This window comes from Arthrobacter sorbitolis, from assembly GCF_054510995.1.
Genome location: NZ_JBTNDM010000003.1, coordinates 302,412 through 319,475, shown reverse-complemented (window position 1 = coordinate 319,475; position 17,064 = coordinate 302,412). Strand labels below are relative to the sequence as shown.

The following is a 17,064-nucleotide window of genomic DNA, read 5'->3' as shown; positions in this document are numbered from 1 at the left end:
ACCTCCGACACGCGGACAGCCACCCACTCCTGGTGGAGTGGGTGGCTGTCCGGACTAGCGGTACCACCCCGGCAGGGCGGGTGTTACCCGGAGTGCCGGTGGAACAGTGCGTCGGCGGTCAGAGTGCCCCGCCCGTGGTGCGGTTCTTGTCCACCAGCGGATCGTCCAGGGTGTTCGTAGCGGCACCGGTCCGTCCGGCCTGCGACCCGGGAGTCACCGGATCGATGTCGTCCACGGGCAGGAGGGCATCCTTGGTGCTGGGCGAGAGCACGCTGTCCTCGGTCGTGTACACCTCGGCTGCCGCGCCGTCGGCGGGTGTGATCGTCACGTCGCCTTCGGTGTCCTCGTGGTTCTTCTTGCTCGCCGCCACGCCGACCGCTGCGGCGGCCGCAGCGAGCCCGACGCCGGCAGCGACCTTGCCCGAGATGCCCGCCTTGCCGCCGTCCCCACGGGAAGCGGCAGCAGCCTCGACGCCGGGCTCACCGGTGTCGATGCCGGTTCCCACGGATCCACGCCATGCGCCGGTGGCATACCCCTCGTCCTCGATGAAGGCCTTGAACCGGGTCAGGTCTCCCTCGGCCTGGTTCTCGACGACGTTGAGCTTGTCGCCGATCTTCTCGACCAGGCCCTCGGGCTCGTACTCGAGGACGAGGTGCACCTGGGTCTGTCCGCCTCCGACGTCCTCGAAGGAGACCGAACCGGCGTTCGTCGCACCCTCGGTCGCCGCCCACGACACCTTCGTGTCGGGAATCTGCTCCAGGATGGTCGCGTCCCACTGCCGGCGGACGCCGCCGATCTCCACGACCCAGTTCAGGCGCTCGTCATCGAGCTGCGTGACGGACTTGACGCCGCCCATGAAGTGGGGGAATTCTTCGAACTGGGTCCACTGGTTGTAGGCGATACTCACCGGGACGTTGACGAGGATTCTCTTTTCGACCTTCGTGCTCATGGCGTCTCCTTCGGGTTGGGACAGGCTGCGGCTGGTGATCAGAACGGCGACTCACGCCATTCATCAGCCTGCTTAGTATACCGCGGGGGACGCATTCTGTGCTTACTTCACCGCTTTCGCCACGATCCGGCGCAACTCCTCCTCCACCTCGTCGGTCCACGCGGTGATCGAGAAGGCGTTCGGCCAGAACACGCCGTCGTCGAGCGTCGCGGCGTCGTTGAAGCCGATGGTCGAGTAGCGGGACTCGAACTTCGCCGCCGCCTGGAAGAACGTCACCACCTTCCCGTCGCGGGCGTAGGCCGGCATGCCGTACCAGGTCTTGGGCTCGAGGTCCGGCGCGACGGCGGACACCAGCGCGTGGTACTTCTCCGCGAGCTCCCGATCGGGCTGCGGCATCCCGGCGATCTTGTCCTGGATCGCCTTCTCCCCCGCGGCGCGGTTCTTGCCGCGCTTCGCCTCCGCGCGCATCTCGGCCGTTCGCTCCTTCATGGCCGCGCGCTCCTGCTCGGTGAAGCCCTCGGTCGTGTCGGTCTGGCGTGCCATGGTCTGCCTCCCTCGATGTGGTCCGCGGGCGGCTGCCCGACGATGCTCCCACCCTAGGGACGGCGTCCGTCCATGGGTAGGGGTGCGCGGTATCCCACCCACGGCGGTGGTCCCGACAGGTAGCGTGCAGGGCCCCTCCTGGCAACACGGCCCGGATCTTCTCCGCGACTCCGCCCTCCGGGCGCCTGCGCACAGTAGGCTGACGGGGCCGGGCCCGACGTGCGGGCGATGCTTCGACAGAGGAAGCCGCCCCGTCGTCCCGGCAGGTCTCACCGTCCTTTCGGACTCACCGCACCTAATTGGGAGAACTTCCATGACCACCGCAAACACGCCCCACGCGGGCGCCCGCACCAATGTCCAGAAAGCAGCCCTCGCCGTCGGCGCGGTCTTCCTGCTCGTCGGGATCCTGGGCTTCATCCCCGGCATCACCTCGGACTACGACACGATGAAGTTCGCCGGACACGAGTCGGAGGCGAAGCTCCTCGGCCTGTTCCAGGTCTCGGTCCTGCACAACATCGTCCACCTGCTCTTCGGCGCAGCCGGCATCGCCATGGCCCGCACCATCAGCGGTGCCCGCTCCTACCTGCTGTACGGCGGCATCATCTACCTCGTGCTCTGGGTCTACGGCCTCGTCATCGACCAGGAGTCCGCCGGCAACTTCGTACCCCTCAACGGTGCGGACAACTGGCTGCACTTCCTCCTGGGCGTGGGCATGATCGCCCTGGCGCTGCTGCTGACGCGCGACAACACCCGCAAGACCGCACGCGCATAACCTCCCCGCCGGCACTCCGGCAGGAACGACGAGAAAGGCCCCGGGACCTCGTGCCCGGGGCCTTTCCCGTCGTCCGGGCCAATGGGCCTCGGACCGGACCGTCGAATTAGGACACGCGGGCATGACGTTATTTCTTGCGCTGCTGGTTAGGAGAGCCTAACCTGAGACCGTGCCTTCGAAGACAACCGCCGCCGCGCCAGCCCTCTCCGTCGCGGACCTGGGCATCTCCTACGGCAGCCGGCGGGTCGTCGAGTCCGTCTCCCTCGATCTCACGCCCGGCACGGTCACGGCCCTCATCGGCCCCAACGGCAGCGGCAAGTCCACGCTGCTGCGCACCATCGCCCGCCTGCATGCGCCCGACGGCGGGACCATGACGCTCGACGACGGCGCCGACGTGCTCGCGCTCTCCCCCCGCGAGTTCGCCCGCACCATCACGCTGCTGGCGCAGAGCCGCCCCGTGCCCGGCGGACTCACCGTCCGGGAGGTCGTCGGCTTCGGCCGCCACCCGCACCGCAGCCGCTGGACGGGACAGGACCCCGAGGGCGCCGCCGCCGTCGGCCGCGCCCTCGAGCTCACCCGCACCGCGGAACTCGCCGACCGCCCCGTCGCGGCGCTCTCCGGCGGGCAGGTACAGCGTGTCTGGCTCGCGAGCTGCCTCGCCCAGGACACCGGGGTGCTGCTCCTCGACGAGCCCACCACCTACCTCGACCTCCGCTACCAGGTGGAGATCCTCGATGTCGTCCGTGACCTCGCGACCGACCACGGGGTCGCCGTCGGCGTCGTCCTGCACGACCTCGACCAGGCCGCGGCCATCGCCGACACCGTGGTGCTGCTCGAGGACGGGGCCGTGATGGCGCGGGGCACGCCCGTGGACGTCCTCACCCCGGAGAACCTCTCCCGCGCCTACGGCGTGCGCGTCGACGTCACCGTCACGGGCGGCACGGTCTCCACGCGCGCCGTCGGACGCCACAACGCGGCTCCCCTGATCCTCGGCGCACCCGCCGCCTCCTGATCCACCCGCGCACCGTGCGCTCCGAAGAGAAATGAAGACGATGACACAACCGAAGATCCTCGCTGCCCTCGCAGCGGTGGCCCTGCTCTCCCTGACCGCGTGCGGCACCACCGAGGCAGCCACCGGCAGCACGCCTCCCGAGGAGGCCGCGACCGGCGGGAGCATCACCGTCACCGATGCCCGCGGCAAGGAGATCACCCTCGACGGGCCCGCAGAGCGCGTGGTCGCCACGGAATGGAACGCCGTCGAGAACCTCGTCTCGCTCGGCGTCATGCCGGTCGGGGCCGCGGACGTGGAGGGCTACGCCCAGTGGGTCAGCGCCGAGCCGCTCGACGATTCCGTCACCGACGTCGGGGTGCGCGGCGAGCCCAGCATCGACACCCTCGTGTCCCTCACGCCCGACGTCGTCATCGTCACCGACCAGCTCGTCGAGGGCGCGATCGAGCAGATCGAGAAGACCGTCCCCGTCGTCGTCGTGCCCGGGGGCGACGCCACGGACAACATCGGCCAGATGTTCGAGAACCTCGACCTGATCGCCACGGTCACCGGCACCGAGGACCAGGCCGCCGAGCTGAAGTCCGGGTTCGAGGCCAAGGTCGCCGAGGGCAGGGCCGCCATCGAGGAGGCGGGCGGCGCGGGGACCCCCGTGGCCTTCTCCGACGCGTACGTCGACGCCGGCAGCGTCTCGATCCGCCCCTTCACCGAGGGCTCACTCGTCGGCAGCGTCTTCGGCCGGCTCGGCCTCGCCGACGCCTGGACCGTGGAGGGCGACGCGGCCTACGGCCTCGGGCAGACCGACGTCGAAGGCCTCACCGCCCTGCCGGAGGACACCGCCTTCTGGTACCTCGCCAACGACGCGTTCGGTGACCCCTACCAGGAGCAGTTGAAGGACAACGCCGTCTGGACGTCGCTGCCCTTCGTCGAGACCGGGGTGACGCGCTTCCCCGACGCCCTCTGGACCTTTGGCGGCCCCAGCTCCATGGGGCAGTTCGTCGACGCGGCGGTCGACGCCGTCACGGCGCAGGCAGCGAAGTAGTCCCGTGCCGTCGGCGACGCTGACCAGGCCCACTCCGCGCCCGGCCCGGGCCGAGGGCCCGCACCCCGGAGTGCGCCTGGCCGTCGCCGGCGGCCTCCTCGCCGCCGCCACCGCGATCCTCGCCCTCGTGCACGTCACGCAGGGCACCTCGAGCGTCGGAGCGGCGGACATCCTGGGCCTGCTCCTCGGGAACGACGACGGCACCACGGGAGCCGTCGTCGCGGCCAGCCGCATCCCGCGCCTCGCGGCCGGCCTGCTCGTCGGGGCGGCGCTCGGGGCGGCGGGCGCCGTCCTGCAGTCCGTCTCGCGGAACGCCCTCGCCTCCCCCGACACGCTCGCGGTCAACGCGGGTGCACATCTCGCCGTCGTCGCCGTCGCGGCCTTCGGCCTGCAGGTACCGCTGCTCGGATCCGTGGGCGTGGCCTTCCTCGGCGGACTCGGCGCCGCCGCCCTCGTGCTCGCACTCGCGGGCGCCGGACAGTCCTCGAGCGTGCGCCTGGTGCTGGCCGGCTCCGCCATCGCACTCGCGTTCCACGCCCTGACCAGCACCCTGCTGCTGCTGTTCTCGCAGGAGACGCGCGGTCTCTTCGCCTGGGGCTCGGGATCCCTCGGGCAGAGCGGGCCCGAGAAGTTCGTGGTCCTCGCACCCCTGGCAGGCGCCGTGCTGCTCGTCCTGCTCGCGAAGGCGCGCTCCCTGGACCTGCTGGCCCTCGGCGACGACCAGGCCCGCGTGCTCGGTATCGACGTGCGCGGCACGCAGGTCCTCGCGATCGTCCTCGCCGTGCTGCTCTCCGCCGCTGCCGTCACCGTCGCGGGTCCCATCGGCTTCGTGGGGCTCGCAGCTCCCGCGGTCGTCCGCCTTGCGGCTCCCCGCATCCCGGGCCTGCACCGGCACATCGCCCTCATCCCCGCGGCGGCGCTCATGGGGGTGTTCCTCGTCCTCGGCGCCGACGTCCTGCTGCGCGCCGTCGTCGGAGCCGAGAGCGCGGTCGAGGTGCCCACCGGCGTCGTCACCACGGTCTTCGGCGCCGTCTTCCTCGTGGCCCTCGCCCACCGCATGCGTTCGGACGGTCCCACCCGCGAGGCCCGCTCCGTCTCCCTGCGTACCATCGGAGCGGCCCGCAGCACGGCGGTCCTCGCGGTCCTCGCGGTGCTGCTCGTCGCGGTGACGATCGCCGGGTTCCTGCTGGGCGACGCGAAGCTCCTCCTCGGTGACATCGCCAACTGGATGTCCGGCCAGGCCGGGCCGGTGGTGTCCAGCGTCATGGATGCCCGGGCACCGCGCGTGGGTGCGGCCCTCCTCGCGGGCGCCTCCCTCGCCCTGGCCGGGACCGCCATCCAGGCCGTGACCCGGAATCCGCTCGCGGAGCCCGCGATCATCGGCGTCTCGGGCGGGGCCGGGGTGGGCGCCGTCCTCGTCATCACCCTCGTGCCGCTGGCCGGCTTCTGGACCATGAGCGCTGCGGCCGGCGCCGGTGCCGCCGTCGTCGCCCTGATCGTGTTCGGGCTGTCCTTCCGGGGTGGCATGCAGACGGACCGCCTCGTGCTCATCGGCATCGGGGTGTCCGCGGCCGCGACCGCCGTCATCACGCTGCTGATCGTCCTCACCGACCCGTGGAACGAGTCGAAGGCACTGACCTGGCTCTCCGGCTCCACCTACGGCCGGTCGCTGCAGCACCTCGTGCCCATGGCCGCGGCCCTCCTCATCGGCCTGCCCGTGATCGCGTCCCTCTCCCGCGCACAGGACCTGCTGGCCCTCGACGAGGACACCCCGCGCCTGCTCGGCCTGCAGGTGCCGCGCACCCGGGTGGTCCTGCTCGCCGCGGCGGTGCTGCTCACGGCGTCGTCGGTGGCCGGGATCGGGGTGATCGGCTTCGTGGGCCTCGTGGCGCCGCATGCCGCGCGCGCGCTCGTGGGGGCGTCGCACCGGCTCATCCTCCCGACGGCGATGCTGCTCGGCGCGATCCTCGTCTGCCTCGGCGACCTCATCGGCCGGACGGCGATCGCCCCGGCGCAGCTGCCCGCGGGGCTGCTCACGGCGCTGCTCGGGGCGCCCTACTTCATCCACCTGCTGTTCCGGAGCCGCCTCCGCCGCTGAGGGTCGCCGTCGCGCTACCCAGGTGCCGCGCGGGGTGCTTCGCGGGGCGCCGCGCGAGGTGCCGCGCGAGGTGCCGCGCGAGGTGCCGCGCGGGGTGCCGCGCGGGGTGCCGCGCGGGCACGGCAGGAATGACCGGCGTACGGTCCCATCACCGGTCATGTCCGTCGTCCCGACGGTCCCAGCGGGGCCTCCCTCCCGGAATGCGGACGGAAGCTGTCCGGTGTCCCGGTGCCCGCGCGCCGTCATCCGGGCACAATCGGCACATGACCCTCCGCTGGTATTCCACCGTCGTCGAATCCGCAGACCACCGAGCCCTCGCGCACTGGTGGGCCGAGTCGCTGGGCTGGGAGGTGATGTTCGAGGACGACGACGAGGCCGTCCTCGTGCCGCCCTGGGCCCGCGAGCTGGGCCCGACGCTCTCCTTCGAGCAGGTACCGCCCGGCCTCGTGTTCGTGTCCGTGGAGCACGGGAAGCAGGGGAAGAACCGCCTGCACCTCGACTTCGCGCCGCATACCAGCCAGGACCGGGACGCCGAGATCGGGCGCCTGCTCGCCCTCGGGGCGCGGCGGATCGACATCGGGCAGGGACCCGACGTCAGCTGGGAGGTCCTGGCGGATCCTGACGGGAACGAGTTCTGCGTGCTGTCCTCGAGGGACCGGTAGGACGCACGGAGCCAGGAGGACGCACGAGAGGACAGCGATCACCGCCGGATGCACTCCGGGTGGTGATCACTGTCCTCTCGACGCGCCGGCTCCTCGTTCGAGCGCCGGCGACGGGTTACAGCTCGACGCGCTCCGTCTCGATGACTTCCTTGCGCACCTGGCCGCTGACGACCTCGTCGTGGGTGCGGGCCTCGCGACGGACGCGTACGCGCTCGATCGGCACCACGTCCATCTCCACGCGGGGCTTCTCCTCGTAGAGGACCACCTCGACGGTCTCGCCGTTGAAGGCCGTCTCGACGGCGGAGTAGAGGCGCTCGCGCTCGGCCTCGGTGTAGGAGTTCTGGCCGTCGTCGTAGAACGGGACGCCGTCCTTGACGGGTACGCGCTCGACGACGAGCTCCTCGCGGCGGATCTGCACCGTCATGGTGACGTCCTCGGTGACCACGCGCTTCACGAGGCGGACGCGCTCGGTCTCGCGGATCTCCGTGCCCACGCGCAGCTGCTCCTCGGAGCGCGTCATGGAGTAGTCACCCTCGGGGCGGGACGACTGCGTGCGGGTGCGGTCGGTATCAGGACGGTCGGAGTCGCGGGCGCGGTCGGTATCGGTACGGTCGGCGTCGGTGCGACCCGAGTCGGCGAAACCTGCGGTGGCGGCCTGGTCCGTCCCGACGTCGTCCTTCGGCGCCATGAGGCCGTAGTAGCGCAGGAGGTGCTGCTCCTCCTCGGGGCTCAGGTGCCCGTCCAGGGACATCTTCGGGGAGTCGTACACCTTGGCGTGCGTGTAGGGCAGGCGGACGTCGCGGCCCGCGAGCGTCGCCCCGCGCAGCGGCGCGAAGGACTCGGGGTTACCCATGGTGTGGGTGGCGACGGTGACCCAGCTGGGCTCGCCCGTGGCGTCGTCGACGTAGAGCTGGCCCATGGGACCGAGGACGGCGCCGTCTTCGCTCAGCACGTTGGCGCCGGCGTTCATGGCATCCTTCATCTGTTCAAGCGTGATCATGATTGCCCTTTCGAGGAGTTGCTTTCCTTCACCGTAGGGCCCACCCGGAGCGATAGCAAGCATGCTTACTACTCGGTCTGCACTTCATAATCCACGAACCCTCGGCGAACGGCCCCGACGGTCCTAAACTGTGCCGCATGCACCTCCGGCGCAGATCCCTCCGGGCGGCGCGCGTCTCCGACGAATCGCACCACGTCACCACCTTCGAGCTCTTCTTCGACCTGGTCTTCGTGTTCGCGTTCACGCAGGTCACCGGTTTCATGGCCCACGAGCACTCGTTCCTCGGTGTCCTGCAGGGCATGATCATTCTGGGGCTGCTCTGGTGGTCCTGGGTGTCCTACTCCTGGCTCGGCAACCAGACGCACGTGGACGAGGGCATCATGCGCCTCGGCCTGTCCGTCGTCATGGTCGCCATGTTCATCGCGGCCCTCGCCATCCCCGAGGCCTTCCACGACCTGGAGGGCGGACTCAGCGGCCCCCTCGTCCTCGCACTGGCGTACTTCGTGGTGCGCCTGATGCACCTGGCGCTCTACCTGTACGCGGCGATGGACGACAAGCCGCTCCAGCGCCAGGTCCTCAAGACCTCCGTGGCGATGTTCTCCGGTTCCGCCCTCATCCTCGCCGGCGCGCTGATCGGCGGGACGGCGCAGACCTGGTTCTGGCTGGCCGGGCTGGCACTCGACATCACCCTGACCTATCTGACGTCCACGCACGGGGACTGGCGCCTGCCCTCGGCGGCGCACTGGACCGAGCGTCACGGCCTGGTCGTCATCCTGGCGCTCGGCGAGTCGATCGTGGCCATCGGCGTGGGTGCCTCCAAGGAACCCGTGAGCGTCCCGATCCTCCTCGGCGCGGTGTTCGGGATCGCCCTGTCCGTCTGCCTGTGGTGGCTGCACTTCGACGTCACGGCGATCGCCGCCGAGCACCGCTTCGCCGCCCTGCGCGGCGAGGAACGCACGTCGGCCGCCGTCGACGCCTACACCTACCTGCACCTGCCCCTCGTGGCCGGGATCATCCTCTCGGCGTTCGGGGTGGAGGACGTCCTCGCGCACGTCTACGATACGGAGGACTTCGGCCTGCTCGGCTCGTTCGCGCTCTTCGGCGGGGCCGCCCTGTTCCTCCTCGGCAGCTCGGCCTTCTGGCGCCGCATGGCCGGTGGCTGGAAGAAGCTGCGGCTCGTGGGCACCGCCGTCCTGCTCCTGCTCGTCCCCGTGGCTGCGCCGCTCGCCCCCCTGGCGGCCCTCGCCCTCGCGGCCACGATGGCCGCGGCGCTCGTGGCGGCGGAGAGCACGCTGTACAGCGAGGCGAGGGCATCGATCAGGGAGCGGCACGCCCACGGCGGGCACTGACCCGCGGGCGGCGCCCTAGGAGTCGTGCCGCAGGGCGTAGCCGGAGCTCGGCAGGGAGTCGATGGTCCAGTCCGCATGCGACGCCGGATGGTCCGACGGCACGTCAGCGCCGACGATCCCCAGGAGATACCGCACCAGGAGTGCGGTGAGGACGATGACCAGGAGGATCAGCAGGATGTTCATGCGTCGATACTGGTCCTGCCGGCCGGAGAAAAAGAGTGGCAGAAAGGACCCATAACGCTCAAAAGCTGCCATACTTCTGGCATGCTCACCAGGGTCGCCGTGATCGTCCTGCAGGACCTCTCCATCTTCGAGTTCGGCGTGGTCTGCGAGGTGTTCGGGGTCGACCGATCGGCGCTCGGCGTGGGTCTTCCCCCCTTCGACCTCCGCGTCTGCACGCCCGTGCCCGGCATGGTCCGGACGTCGTCGGGCGTGTCCCTGCAGGTGGACGACGACCTCACGGGCGTCGACGACGCCGACCTCGTCATCATGGCGCCCTTCTCGGCGGGCACCGCAGTGCCCGCCGCCGTCCTGGACGCCCTCCGGGCCGCGGACCGCCGGGGCGCCCGCATCTTCTCCGTGTGCTCGGGGGCGTTCGCCCTCGCCGAGGCGGGGCTCCTGGACGGCCGCTCCGCGACGACGCACTGGAGGTACACGAAGAGCCTCGCCGACGCCTACCCGGGCACGCATGTGGACGAGAACGTCCTCTACGTGGAGGACGGCAACATCCTCACGAGCGCCGGCACGGCCTCGGGGATCGACGCGAGCCTGCACCTCGTCCGGCAGGAGTTCGGGCCGAAGGCTGCGACGGCGATCGCCCGCGGCATGGTGGTGCCTCCGCACCGCGACGGCGGCCAGGCCCAGTTCATCGAGCGGCCCATCCCCACCGAGTGCGGCGCGTCCATGGAGGAGCTGCTCGTCTGGCTCGGCGACCACCTGGACCAGGACATCTCCGTGGCGACACTCGCCCAGCGCCTGCACATGAGCGAGCGGACGTTCGCCCGGCGGTTCCGCGCCGAGACGGGCACGACGCCGGCGGCCTGGCTCACCGGGCAGCGGCTGCTGCGCGCCCAGTCGCTGCTGGAGGAGACGCGACTGACCGTCGACGCCGTCGCGCGGGCGGCGGGCTTCGGCCAGGCCGTGCTGCTGCGCCACCACTTCCAGAAGGCCCTGGGCGTCAGCCCCGCCGCGTACCGCCGCACCTTCCGGGGATCCGACAAGGGGTGCGACCTCGACCTGCACGAGCTCGAGGAACAGTTCGGCGGGCACGCCCTCAGCCGGTGAGCCTGCGGATGACGAGGAGGACCACCGGCAGGTAGAGCACCCCGGCAAGCGTCTGCAGCGTGATCGTCGAGGCCATGAGCCGCGCATCGCCGCCGAGCGCCCTCGCCATGACGTACGCCGAGGACGCCGTGGGCAGGGACAGGAACAGGATCACCGTGGCGGCGGGCTCACCCGTGAGGCCCAGCAGCAGGCAGCCGGCGATCCCCAGGCCGGGCAGCACCGCGAACTTCGCCGCGGTCGCCAGCACGACGGCGCCCACATTGCTGCCCAGGCTCCGGAGATCCAGGGCCGCCCCCACGCACAGGAGGCCGAGCGGCAGCGACGCGCCGCCGAGGGCTTTGACGAACTCGGCGGCGCCCGGCGGCAGCCCGAGCCCCGAGACGTTGAGCAGGATCCCGACGACGCAGCCGAGGATCAGCGGGTTGGTCACGATACTGCGGACGGTGCCGGCGAGCGTCAGCCTCTCCGACCCGTACCGCGCGAAGCCGAGCGTGCAGAGGACGTTGACGAGCGGCACGAGGACGGTGTTCGCGATCGCGGCGAGCGCGACGCCGTCGGGCCCGAAGAGGGCGAGGGCGATCGAGAGCCCGAGGTAGTTGTTGAAACGGATGCTCCCCTGCAGCACGGAGGTGAAGGCGGGTCCATCGAGATCCAGCCAGCGCTGCGCGAGCACGAGCCCGAGCGCCGTCAGGACGACCGGCCCGGCGAGGATCGGCGCCATCAGGGCGATCGGCAGTCCCGCGAGGTCCGCCGTCGCCGTGCCGCCCACGAACAGGGCCGGCAGGAGGACGAAGTAGCAGAGCCTCTCCGCGGGCGGCCAGAACGCGGGCGCCAGCAGGCCGCGTGACCTGAGGAGACAGCCGAGGGCGATCAGTCCGATCACCGGGCCCAGCGCCACGAGGGTCTGCAGGATCACGAGGCCTCGCCCGCAGGCCGGACCCGGCGGGTCACCAGCCCTGTGCCACGAGCCAGTCGGCGGCGAGGGTGCTCCACTGCTCGGCGGCGCCCGCTCCCGTGGCCAGCCCGAGGCCGTGCTCTCCCTCGGCGAAGACGTGGAGGGCGTGCGGCACGAAGTGCGCGGCGAGCGCCTGCCCGAGGAGGTACGCATGCTCCACGGGGACGGCCTCGTCGGCCGCGGTGTGCCAGATGAAGAACGGTGGGGCGTCGGCCGTCACGAGGCGGTCCAGGGACGTCGCCGCGCGGAGTTCCCCGCCGGCGTCGGGCCCCAGCAGTTCGTCCTGCGAGCCTCGGTGCGTCGCGCGTTCCATCGACACCACGGGATAGCAGAGGACGGCGGCGTCGACGCCCTCGACGGCATCAGCGGAGGCCGTCAGGGCCGCGTGTCCGGCGAGGTGCCCGCCCGCCGAGAACCCGAGCAGGGCCAGCCGTCCGACACCGGCGGCACGGACGCGGCGGATCTCCTCGCGGACGGCGTCGAGGGGGCCCGGATGCCGGGTCTGCACGGGGTAGTGGAAGACACTGGCCGAGAGGCCGAGCGAGCGCAGGCGGTCGACGATCACCTCGCTCTCGGTGTCGGACAGCATGCCGTAGCCGCCTCCGGGCAGGACGATGACGTGAGAGGACTCCATCCCTCCACCGTACTGGCCGGCGGGTGGCGACGGCGGCGGACCCGCTCCGGGCACCCCCTGGGCAGGCCGACCGGTCAACGAAGAAAGCCCCTGGCCGGAGGGCCAGGGGCTTCTCGTACGTCCGGACGTTCTGTCAGCCCTCGCACTCGGTGCAGTACTTGTCGCCGTTCTTCTCGCGCGCAAGCTGGCTGCGGTGGTGTACCAGGAAGCAGGACATGCAGGTGAACTCGTCCTCCTGCTGCGGGATGACCTGGATCAGGAGTTCCTCATGTGAGAGGTCGGCTCCGGGGAGGTCGATCCCTTCGGCGGTCTCGCCGTCCTCGACATCGATCAGCGCGGTCTGCGTGGTCGCGCTGCGCTGTGCCTGGATAGCCTCGAGGGACTCATTGGCCGGCTGGTCTTCCGGACGGACGCGTGGTTCGTCGTAGTCGGTTGCCATGGGGGTAGATCTCCTTCTGTGGGCGGGAATACGCCCAGATGCCACTCTCAACCTCGGAAGAGGCGGAAGTATTCCATATACCGGGTGCAATATACCGGCTGCAACTGGAACTTTTCTCCACGCCCCGAACGGACGCCTTTCCGCACTTCGATGTGACGAAACAGGACCGGGCGTGCTACACGCGGACGGCGGGCGCCGCCGTCGTAGGGTTGGTCCCAGTCCCCTCCCCGACGGTCCCAGGAGCTCCCATGGCATTGGCAATCGACCTCAGCGGCAAGACGGCGCTCGTCACCGGATCCACGCAGGGCATCGGCATGGCCATCGCCGCCGGCCTCGCGACCGCGGGCGCCCGCGTGGGGGTCAACGGCCGCAGCAACCGCAGCGTCGCCCGCGCCATGGAGACCATCCGCAGGGACGTGCCCGACGCCGACCTCGTCGCCGTGCCGGCCGATGTCACCACGGACGACGGCGTCGCCCTGGCCCTCGGCGTCCTGCCCGCCGTGGACATCCTGATCAACAACCTCGGGATCTTCGGCGCCCAGCCGGCCCTGGAGATCGACGACGCCGAGTGGCGCCGCTACTTCGAGGTCAACGTGCTCACCGCGATCCGCCTCACCCGCTCCTACCTGCCCGGCATGATGGACGCCGGCTGGGGCCGCGTCCAGTACATCGCGAGCGACTCCGCCGTCGTCATCCCCGCCGAGATGATCCACTACGGCGTCTCCAAGACGGCACTCCTCGGCGTCTCGCGCGGCTTCGCGAAGGAGGCCGCCGGCACCGGCGTGACGGTGAACTCGATCATCGCCGGCCCCACCCACACCGGCGGGGTCGAGGACTTCGTCTACCAGCTCGTGGACAAGGACCTCGAGTGGGAGGACGCGCAGCGGCAGTTCATGAAGGACCACCGCCCGCAGTCGCTGCTGGAACGCCTGATCGAGCCGCAGGAGATCGCCAACATGGTCACCTACCTCGCCTCCCCCCTCGCCTCGGCCACCACCGGCGCCGCGGTCCGCGTGGACGGCGGATACGTGGACGCCATCCTGCCGTGAGCCGCACGGCCGCCCTCACCCCGGTCGGCGGGCTCGAGCCGGGCCCCATGGCCGCGATCCTGGCGAACCACGCCATACCGGGCTGCGAGGTCCGGGGCGCATCCGGCCGCTCGCACACGCGCCTGCTCGCGACGCCGGGCGGCCCGCGCCGCGTCACCGTCACCGTCCGGCCCGACGATGTCGAGCTCACCGCGGACACCAACGACGACGGCGAGTTCGCGCATCTCGTGCGCACCACGCGCGCGTGGCTGGACCTCGACACGGATGTCGCAGCCGTCGCCCGGGCGTTCGACGGCGACCCGCTCCTCGGCCCGCTCGTGCGACGCCGTCCCGGCCTCCGCGCCGTCGGCTACCCCGACGCCTTCGAGGCCGCGATCATGACGGTCCTCGGGCAGCAGGTGTCGGTGGCCGCGGGCTGCACGTTCGGTGGCCGGCTCGCCGCCGCCTACGGCACGCCGTCGACGGCGGGCCTCACGCTCTTCCCCACGCCGCAGGCCATCGCCGCGGTGCCGCACGGCGAGCTGCGCGACGCCGTCGGCGTGACCCGCACACGGGCCACGACGGTGCAGAACGTGGCGCGCGCCGTCGTCCACGGCCTGTCCCTCGACCCCGCCGGCGATCACGCGGCGGTGCGGAGGGACCTGCTCGCCATCCCCGGGATCGGGCCGTGGTCCGCCGACTACCTCGCCGTGCGCGTCCTGCGGGATCCCGACGCCTTCACGCCCGGGGACCTCGTGGCACGCCGTGCCATGGGCGATCCGAGCATCCGCGATGCGGAACGCCTGTCGGAGGCCTGGCGGCCCTATCGGGCCTACGCCCTGTTCCACCTCTGGACGGCGGCCACGTACGCGGGACCCTAGGTGGGGCCCCTCCGGTCGCTGCGCAGCGCGATCTCCAGCTCGAAGCGGAACTTCGGGTCCTTCAGGTCGTCGCCGAACAGCTCACGCAGCTGCTGGACGCGGTAGCCGACCGTCTGCCCGTGGATGCCGAGCTCCTCCGCAATCGGCGCACGCTGGCCCCAGTGCCGCAGCCAGGCCAGCAGGGTCTCCTCGAGCTTGGCGCGCTGGCCGTCGGGCAGGTCGGCGAGCGGGGCGAGCCTCCGGCGGGCCAGCTCCCCGACGGCCGAGGGTTCGGCCGCCAGGACCACCTCCGTCATGTGCTCGTCCGCCCAGACCGGCCGCTCGTCCGCGCCCTCGCGCGGCGGCAGCATGGAGGCGGCCAGTACGGCCAGGCGGAGCGACTGCGCCACCAGGTCGATCCCGCCCGCGGGCCCGATCGCGGCGCTCCGCCCGGTGAGCACGCGGTCGAGCTCGGCGCGCTGCCACGCACCCCGTTCGGGGACCAGGGCGACGGCGTCGGTCTCGCGTTCGACGACGATCGCCCCCGGCCCGAGCCGCTGACGGATCCCCGGCGCGCGCTCCAGGGGCAGGGTCACCACGACGACCTGCGCGGGAACGGCCCAGTCCGCGAGGGACGCCGCCTGCCGAAGCGCCGTCTCGTCCGCCTGCCCGAGCAGCAGCAGCTCCAGCAGCTCGGCACGACGCCGGTCCACGGCCCCCGCACGCTCCGACTGCTCGAAGGCGTAGGCCTCGGCGCTCACGGCGGAGAGCTCGTCGATGTAGGCCATGATCGATTCCCCGAGGTCCACCACGACGGACGGGCCGAGACCCTCCTCCATGGAACGGCGCGACATCTCCCGGAACGTGACGCGCGCGCCCATCCGGTAGGCGCCGAGCAGCGCGTCCATGCTGCGACCCTGGCGGAACTCGCCCCTGCCGAGGCCCGCCACCAGCTGGCGGCTCTGGTCGGACAGCGCGGGCATCCCGGTGCCCGGCAGCTCGAGGAACCGCTCGAGCGCGGCGGCCACCCCCCTGCGCAGGCCGCGCCCGAAGTTCCCCTCGATGGGCCGGGCGTAGGCCGGGACCAGCTGGGGGACCGCCTGGATGATGGCCTCGACGAGGTCCGGCGTGAGGGGCCGCAACCGGTCGCTGACCTCGGGTGGGAGGGCGAGCCAGGGCGGCTCGGGGGGAGCGTTCACCATCGCGTCAGAACTCACGGGAACAACTCCGATCTGTTTCGTCAAGATAATTCTTCTCCCCCAACTCTATGCCACGGGTGCAGAGTATTAGCGGGAGAGGCTATATCGTTGGTTCAATGATCCGGTTCATGAAGTTGGCGCGTGCAACGGCCGCGCTGACCACCCCGCTGACGGCGGAAGACTTCCTGGCGCTGTTCAATCCGGTGTACTCCTCGCGCCAGCTCCGCGGCATCGTGACCCGCGTCGCGCATGAGACCGAGGATTCCGCCACGATCTACTTCCGCCCCGGGCACGGCTGGCACGCCCACCAGGCCGGGCAGTGGGCGCGCATCGGCGTCGAGCTCAACGGGGTCCGCCAGTGGCGTTCCTACTCCCTGAGCAACGCGGCCGGCCATGATCCCGCCATCACGGTCAAGGACGCCGGGTCGGTGTCCCATGTGCTGGTGCGCGACACGAAGCCGGGGGACGTCCTGTTCCTCGCCCCGCCGCAGGGCGACTTCGTGCTCCCCGAGCACCCGCGGTCCCTGCTCATGCTCACGGCGGGCAGCGGCATCACGCCGGTCATGTCGATGATCCGCACCCTGGTCCCGCGCCGGCCGGACGCCGATGTGGTGCTCATCAACTCGAACAGCACGCCGGAGAAGAGCCTGTTCCGCGAGGAGCTGGACGAACTGGCGGACCAGTTCCCCAACCTCACGGTCCGCCACTGGTTCACGAGCGCCCGCGGTCGCCTGCAGTTCACCGCCCAGACCATCGCGGACCTCTGCCCGGACTGGCGCTCGCGTGCCGCCTACGCCTGCGGGCCCGAGGGGTTCCTCAACGATGCCGAGGACCTGTGGCAGCGGGAGGCCGCCGTCGAGCAGGCACGCACCGTCCCGAACGTCGCGGCGGGAGCGGAAGCACAGGCCGCGACCGGCACGCTGACCATCGAGCGCTTCAGCACCGACCTGACGGCGGGCGCGGGGCACGACGGCGGCCTGGTCACCTTCGAGCAGTCCGACCGCGAGGTGCAGGCCGACGGCGACACCCCGCTGCTCGACATCGGCGAGGACGCGGGCGTCCTCATGCCGAGCGGCTGCCGGATGGGCATCTGCCACAGCTGCCTCATCCCGCTCCGCGCCGGCCAGGTGCGCGACCTCCGCACAGGAGAGCTGCACAATACGCCCGGCCAACTCATCCAGACCTGTGTCTCGGCAGCCGCCGGACCCGTCAACCTCGACCTGTAAACCCCCAACCGGAGGAGC

At 71.3% G+C, this 17,064-nt stretch carries 18 protein-coding genes; 10 read left to right on the top strand and 8 right to left on the bottom strand.

Features of this window, described 5'->3' with window-relative positions; genetic code table 11:
- Positions 1–118: 118 nt before the first annotated feature.
- Positions 119–949: an SRPBCC family protein gene (locus ACX80K_RS09945; RefSeq protein WP_459271692.1), complete on the bottom strand. Its 831-nt coding sequence runs from the start codon at positions 947–949 to the stop codon at positions 119–121.
- Between the two features lie 102 nt (positions 950–1,051).
- Positions 1,052–1,492, bottom strand: a complete 441-nt coding sequence (locus tag ACX80K_RS09940) for an iron chaperone (protein WP_459271691.1) — start codon at positions 1,490–1,492, stop codon at positions 1,052–1,054.
- Between the two features lie 313 nt (positions 1,493–1,805).
- Between ACX80K_RS09940 and ACX80K_RS09935 the strand changes: the two genes are divergently transcribed.
- The 5 genes from ACX80K_RS09935 to ACX80K_RS09915 all read left to right on the top strand — a co-directional run bounded on the left by ACX80K_RS09935 (position 1,806) and on the right by ACX80K_RS09915 (position 7,072).
- Entirely contained in the window at positions 1,806–2,264 is a 459-nt protein-coding gene (locus tag ACX80K_RS09935; protein WP_459271690.1) for a DUF4383 domain-containing protein, read from the top strand.
- 169 nt (positions 2,265–2,433) lie between these two features.
- Positions 2,434–3,276 carry an ABC transporter ATP-binding protein gene (locus tag ACX80K_RS09930; protein WP_459271689.1) on the top strand — a complete coding sequence of 281 codons (843 nt, stop codon included), beginning with the start codon at positions 2,434–2,436 and terminating at the stop codon, positions 3,274–3,276.
- Positions 3,277–3,316: 40 nt separating this feature from the next.
- The gene (locus tag ACX80K_RS09925) at positions 3,317–4,312 is read left to right on the top strand and encodes an ABC transporter substrate-binding protein (RefSeq protein ID WP_459271688.1); all 996 of its coding nucleotides are present in this window, start codon (positions 3,317–3,319) and stop codon (positions 4,310–4,312) included.
- Positions 4,313–4,316: 4 nt separating this feature from the next.
- Positions 4,317–6,410 carry an iron ABC transporter permease gene (locus tag ACX80K_RS09920; RefSeq protein ID WP_459271687.1) on the top strand — a complete coding sequence of 698 codons (2,094 nt, stop codon included), beginning with the start codon at positions 4,317–4,319 and terminating at the stop codon, positions 6,408–6,410.
- Positions 6,411–6,673: 263 nt separating this feature from the next.
- Positions 6,674–7,072: a VOC family protein gene (locus tag ACX80K_RS09915; RefSeq protein ID WP_459271686.1), complete on the top strand. Its 399-nt coding sequence runs from the start codon at positions 6,674–6,676 to the stop codon at positions 7,070–7,072.
- A gap of 115 nt (positions 7,073–7,187) precedes the next feature.
- Here the strand turns inward: ACX80K_RS09915 and ACX80K_RS09910 are convergent, their stop codons facing one another.
- Entirely contained in the window at positions 7,188–8,072 is an 885-nt protein-coding gene (locus ACX80K_RS09910; RefSeq protein ID WP_459271685.1) for a YsnF/AvaK domain-containing protein, read from the bottom strand.
- Positions 8,073–8,209: 137 nt separating this feature from the next.
- Here ACX80K_RS09910 and ACX80K_RS09905 point away from each other — a divergent pair, with 137 nt between their 5' ends.
- Positions 8,210–9,421, top strand: a complete 1,212-nt coding sequence (locus ACX80K_RS09905) for a low temperature requirement protein A (RefSeq protein WP_459271684.1) — start codon at positions 8,210–8,212, stop codon at positions 9,419–9,421.
- 15 nt (positions 9,422–9,436) lie between these two features.
- On the opposite strand, the gene ACX80K_RS09900 is transcribed toward ACX80K_RS09905, so the two are convergent.
- Positions 9,437–9,604, bottom strand: coding sequence for a hypothetical protein (locus ACX80K_RS09900; RefSeq protein WP_459271683.1), 168 nt, complete (start codon positions 9,602–9,604; stop codon positions 9,437–9,439).
- Between the two features lie 81 nt (positions 9,605–9,685).
- On the opposite strand from ACX80K_RS09900, the gene ACX80K_RS09895 reads away from it, so the two are divergent.
- The gene (locus ACX80K_RS09895) at positions 9,686–10,705 is read left to right on the top strand and encodes a GlxA family transcriptional regulator (RefSeq protein ID WP_459271682.1); all 1,020 of its coding nucleotides are present in this window, start codon (positions 9,686–9,688) and stop codon (positions 10,703–10,705) included.
- Here the strand turns inward: ACX80K_RS09895 and ACX80K_RS09890 are convergent.
- From ACX80K_RS09890 to ACX80K_RS09880, 3 genes are all read right to left on the bottom strand, one after another.
- Positions 10,695–11,621 (bottom strand): AEC family transporter, encoded by a 927-nt coding sequence (locus ACX80K_RS09890; RefSeq protein ID WP_459271681.1) that lies wholly within the window; start codon positions 11,619–11,621, stop codon positions 10,695–10,697. The two genes, ACX80K_RS09895 and ACX80K_RS09890, sit on opposite strands and share 11 nt — an antisense overlap.
- A 31-nt stretch (positions 11,622–11,652) precedes the next feature.
- On the bottom strand, positions 11,653–12,294 hold the full coding sequence (locus tag ACX80K_RS09885) for an alpha/beta hydrolase (protein ID WP_459271680.1): 642 nt from the start codon (positions 12,292–12,294) through the stop codon (positions 11,653–11,655).
- A 133-nt stretch (positions 12,295–12,427) separates the two neighbouring features.
- The gene (locus ACX80K_RS09880; protein WP_104048589.1) at positions 12,428–12,733 is read right to left on the bottom strand and encodes a DUF4193 domain-containing protein; all 306 of its coding nucleotides are present in this window, start codon (positions 12,731–12,733) and stop codon (positions 12,428–12,430) included.
- A 254-nt stretch (positions 12,734–12,987) separates the two neighbouring features.
- Here ACX80K_RS09880 and ACX80K_RS09875 point away from each other — a divergent pair, with 254 nt between their 5' ends.
- Together ACX80K_RS09875 and ACX80K_RS09870 are read left to right on the top strand one after the other, a co-directional pair.
- Positions 12,988–13,782: an SDR family NAD(P)-dependent oxidoreductase gene (locus ACX80K_RS09875; protein WP_459271739.1), complete on the top strand. Its 795-nt coding sequence runs from the start codon at positions 12,988–12,990 to the stop codon at positions 13,780–13,782.
- Positions 13,779–14,642 (top strand): DNA-3-methyladenine glycosylase family protein, encoded by an 864-nt coding sequence (locus tag ACX80K_RS09870; RefSeq protein WP_459271679.1) that lies wholly within the window; start codon positions 13,779–13,781, stop codon positions 14,640–14,642. The genes ACX80K_RS09875 and ACX80K_RS09870 overlap by 4 nt, the downstream gene beginning before the upstream one ends.
- Here the strand turns inward: ACX80K_RS09870 and ACX80K_RS09865 are convergent.
- Positions 14,639–15,823, bottom strand: a complete 1,185-nt coding sequence (locus ACX80K_RS09865) for a PucR family transcriptional regulator (protein WP_459271738.1) — start codon at positions 15,821–15,823, stop codon at positions 14,639–14,641. The genes ACX80K_RS09870 and ACX80K_RS09865 overlap by 4 nt on opposite strands.
- Before the next feature lie 113 nt (positions 15,824–15,936).
- Between ACX80K_RS09865 and ACX80K_RS09860 the strand changes: the two genes are divergently transcribed.
- Positions 15,937–17,046, top strand: a complete 1,110-nt coding sequence (locus tag ACX80K_RS09860; protein WP_459271678.1) for a ferredoxin reductase — start codon at positions 15,937–15,939, stop codon at positions 17,044–17,046.
- The last annotated feature ends 18 nt before the right edge of the window (positions 17,047–17,064 follow it).

Excerpts from the sequence above, each read along its gene's own strand:
- ACX80K_RS09945 (WP_459271692.1), bottom strand. The coding sequence starts at position 949 with ATGAGCACGAAGGTCGAAAAGAGAATCCTCGTCAACGTCCCGGTGAGT.
- ACX80K_RS09940 (WP_459271691.1), bottom strand. The coding sequence starts at position 1,492 with ATGGCACGCCAGACCGACACGACCGAGGGCTTCACCGAGCAGGAGCGC.
- ACX80K_RS09935 (WP_459271690.1), top strand. The coding sequence starts at position 1,806 with ATGACCACCGCAAACACGCCCCACGCGGGCGCCCGCACCAATGTCCAG.
- ACX80K_RS09925 (WP_459271688.1), top strand. The coding sequence starts at position 3,317 with ATGACACAACCGAAGATCCTCGCTGCCCTCGCAGCGGTGGCCCTGCTC.
- ACX80K_RS09915 (WP_459271686.1), top strand. The coding sequence starts at position 6,674 with ATGACCCTCCGCTGGTATTCCACCGTCGTCGAATCCGCAGACCACCGA.
- ACX80K_RS09910 (WP_459271685.1), bottom strand. The coding sequence starts at position 8,072 with ATGATCACGCTTGAACAGATGAAGGATGCCATGAACGCCGGCGCCAAC.
- ACX80K_RS09905 (WP_459271684.1), top strand. The coding sequence starts at position 8,210 with ATGCACCTCCGGCGCAGATCCCTCCGGGCGGCGCGCGTCTCCGACGAA.
- ACX80K_RS09900 (WP_459271683.1), bottom strand. The coding sequence starts at position 9,604 with ATGAACATCCTGCTGATCCTCCTGGTCATCGTCCTCACCGCACTCCTG.
- ACX80K_RS09895 (WP_459271682.1), top strand. The coding sequence starts at position 9,686 with ATGCTCACCAGGGTCGCCGTGATCGTCCTGCAGGACCTCTCCATCTTC.
- ACX80K_RS09885 (WP_459271680.1), bottom strand. The coding sequence starts at position 12,294 with ATGGAGTCCTCTCACGTCATCGTCCTGCCCGGAGGCGGCTACGGCATG.
- ACX80K_RS09880 (WP_104048589.1), bottom strand. The coding sequence starts at position 12,733 with ATGGCAACCGACTACGACGAACCACGCGTCCGTCCGGAAGACCAGCCG.
- ACX80K_RS09865 (WP_459271738.1), bottom strand. The coding sequence starts at position 15,823 with ATGGTGAACGCTCCCCCCGAGCCGCCCTGGCTCGCCCTCCCACCCGAG.
- ACX80K_RS09860 (WP_459271678.1), top strand. The coding sequence starts at position 15,937 with ATGATCCGGTTCATGAAGTTGGCGCGTGCAACGGCCGCGCTGACCACC.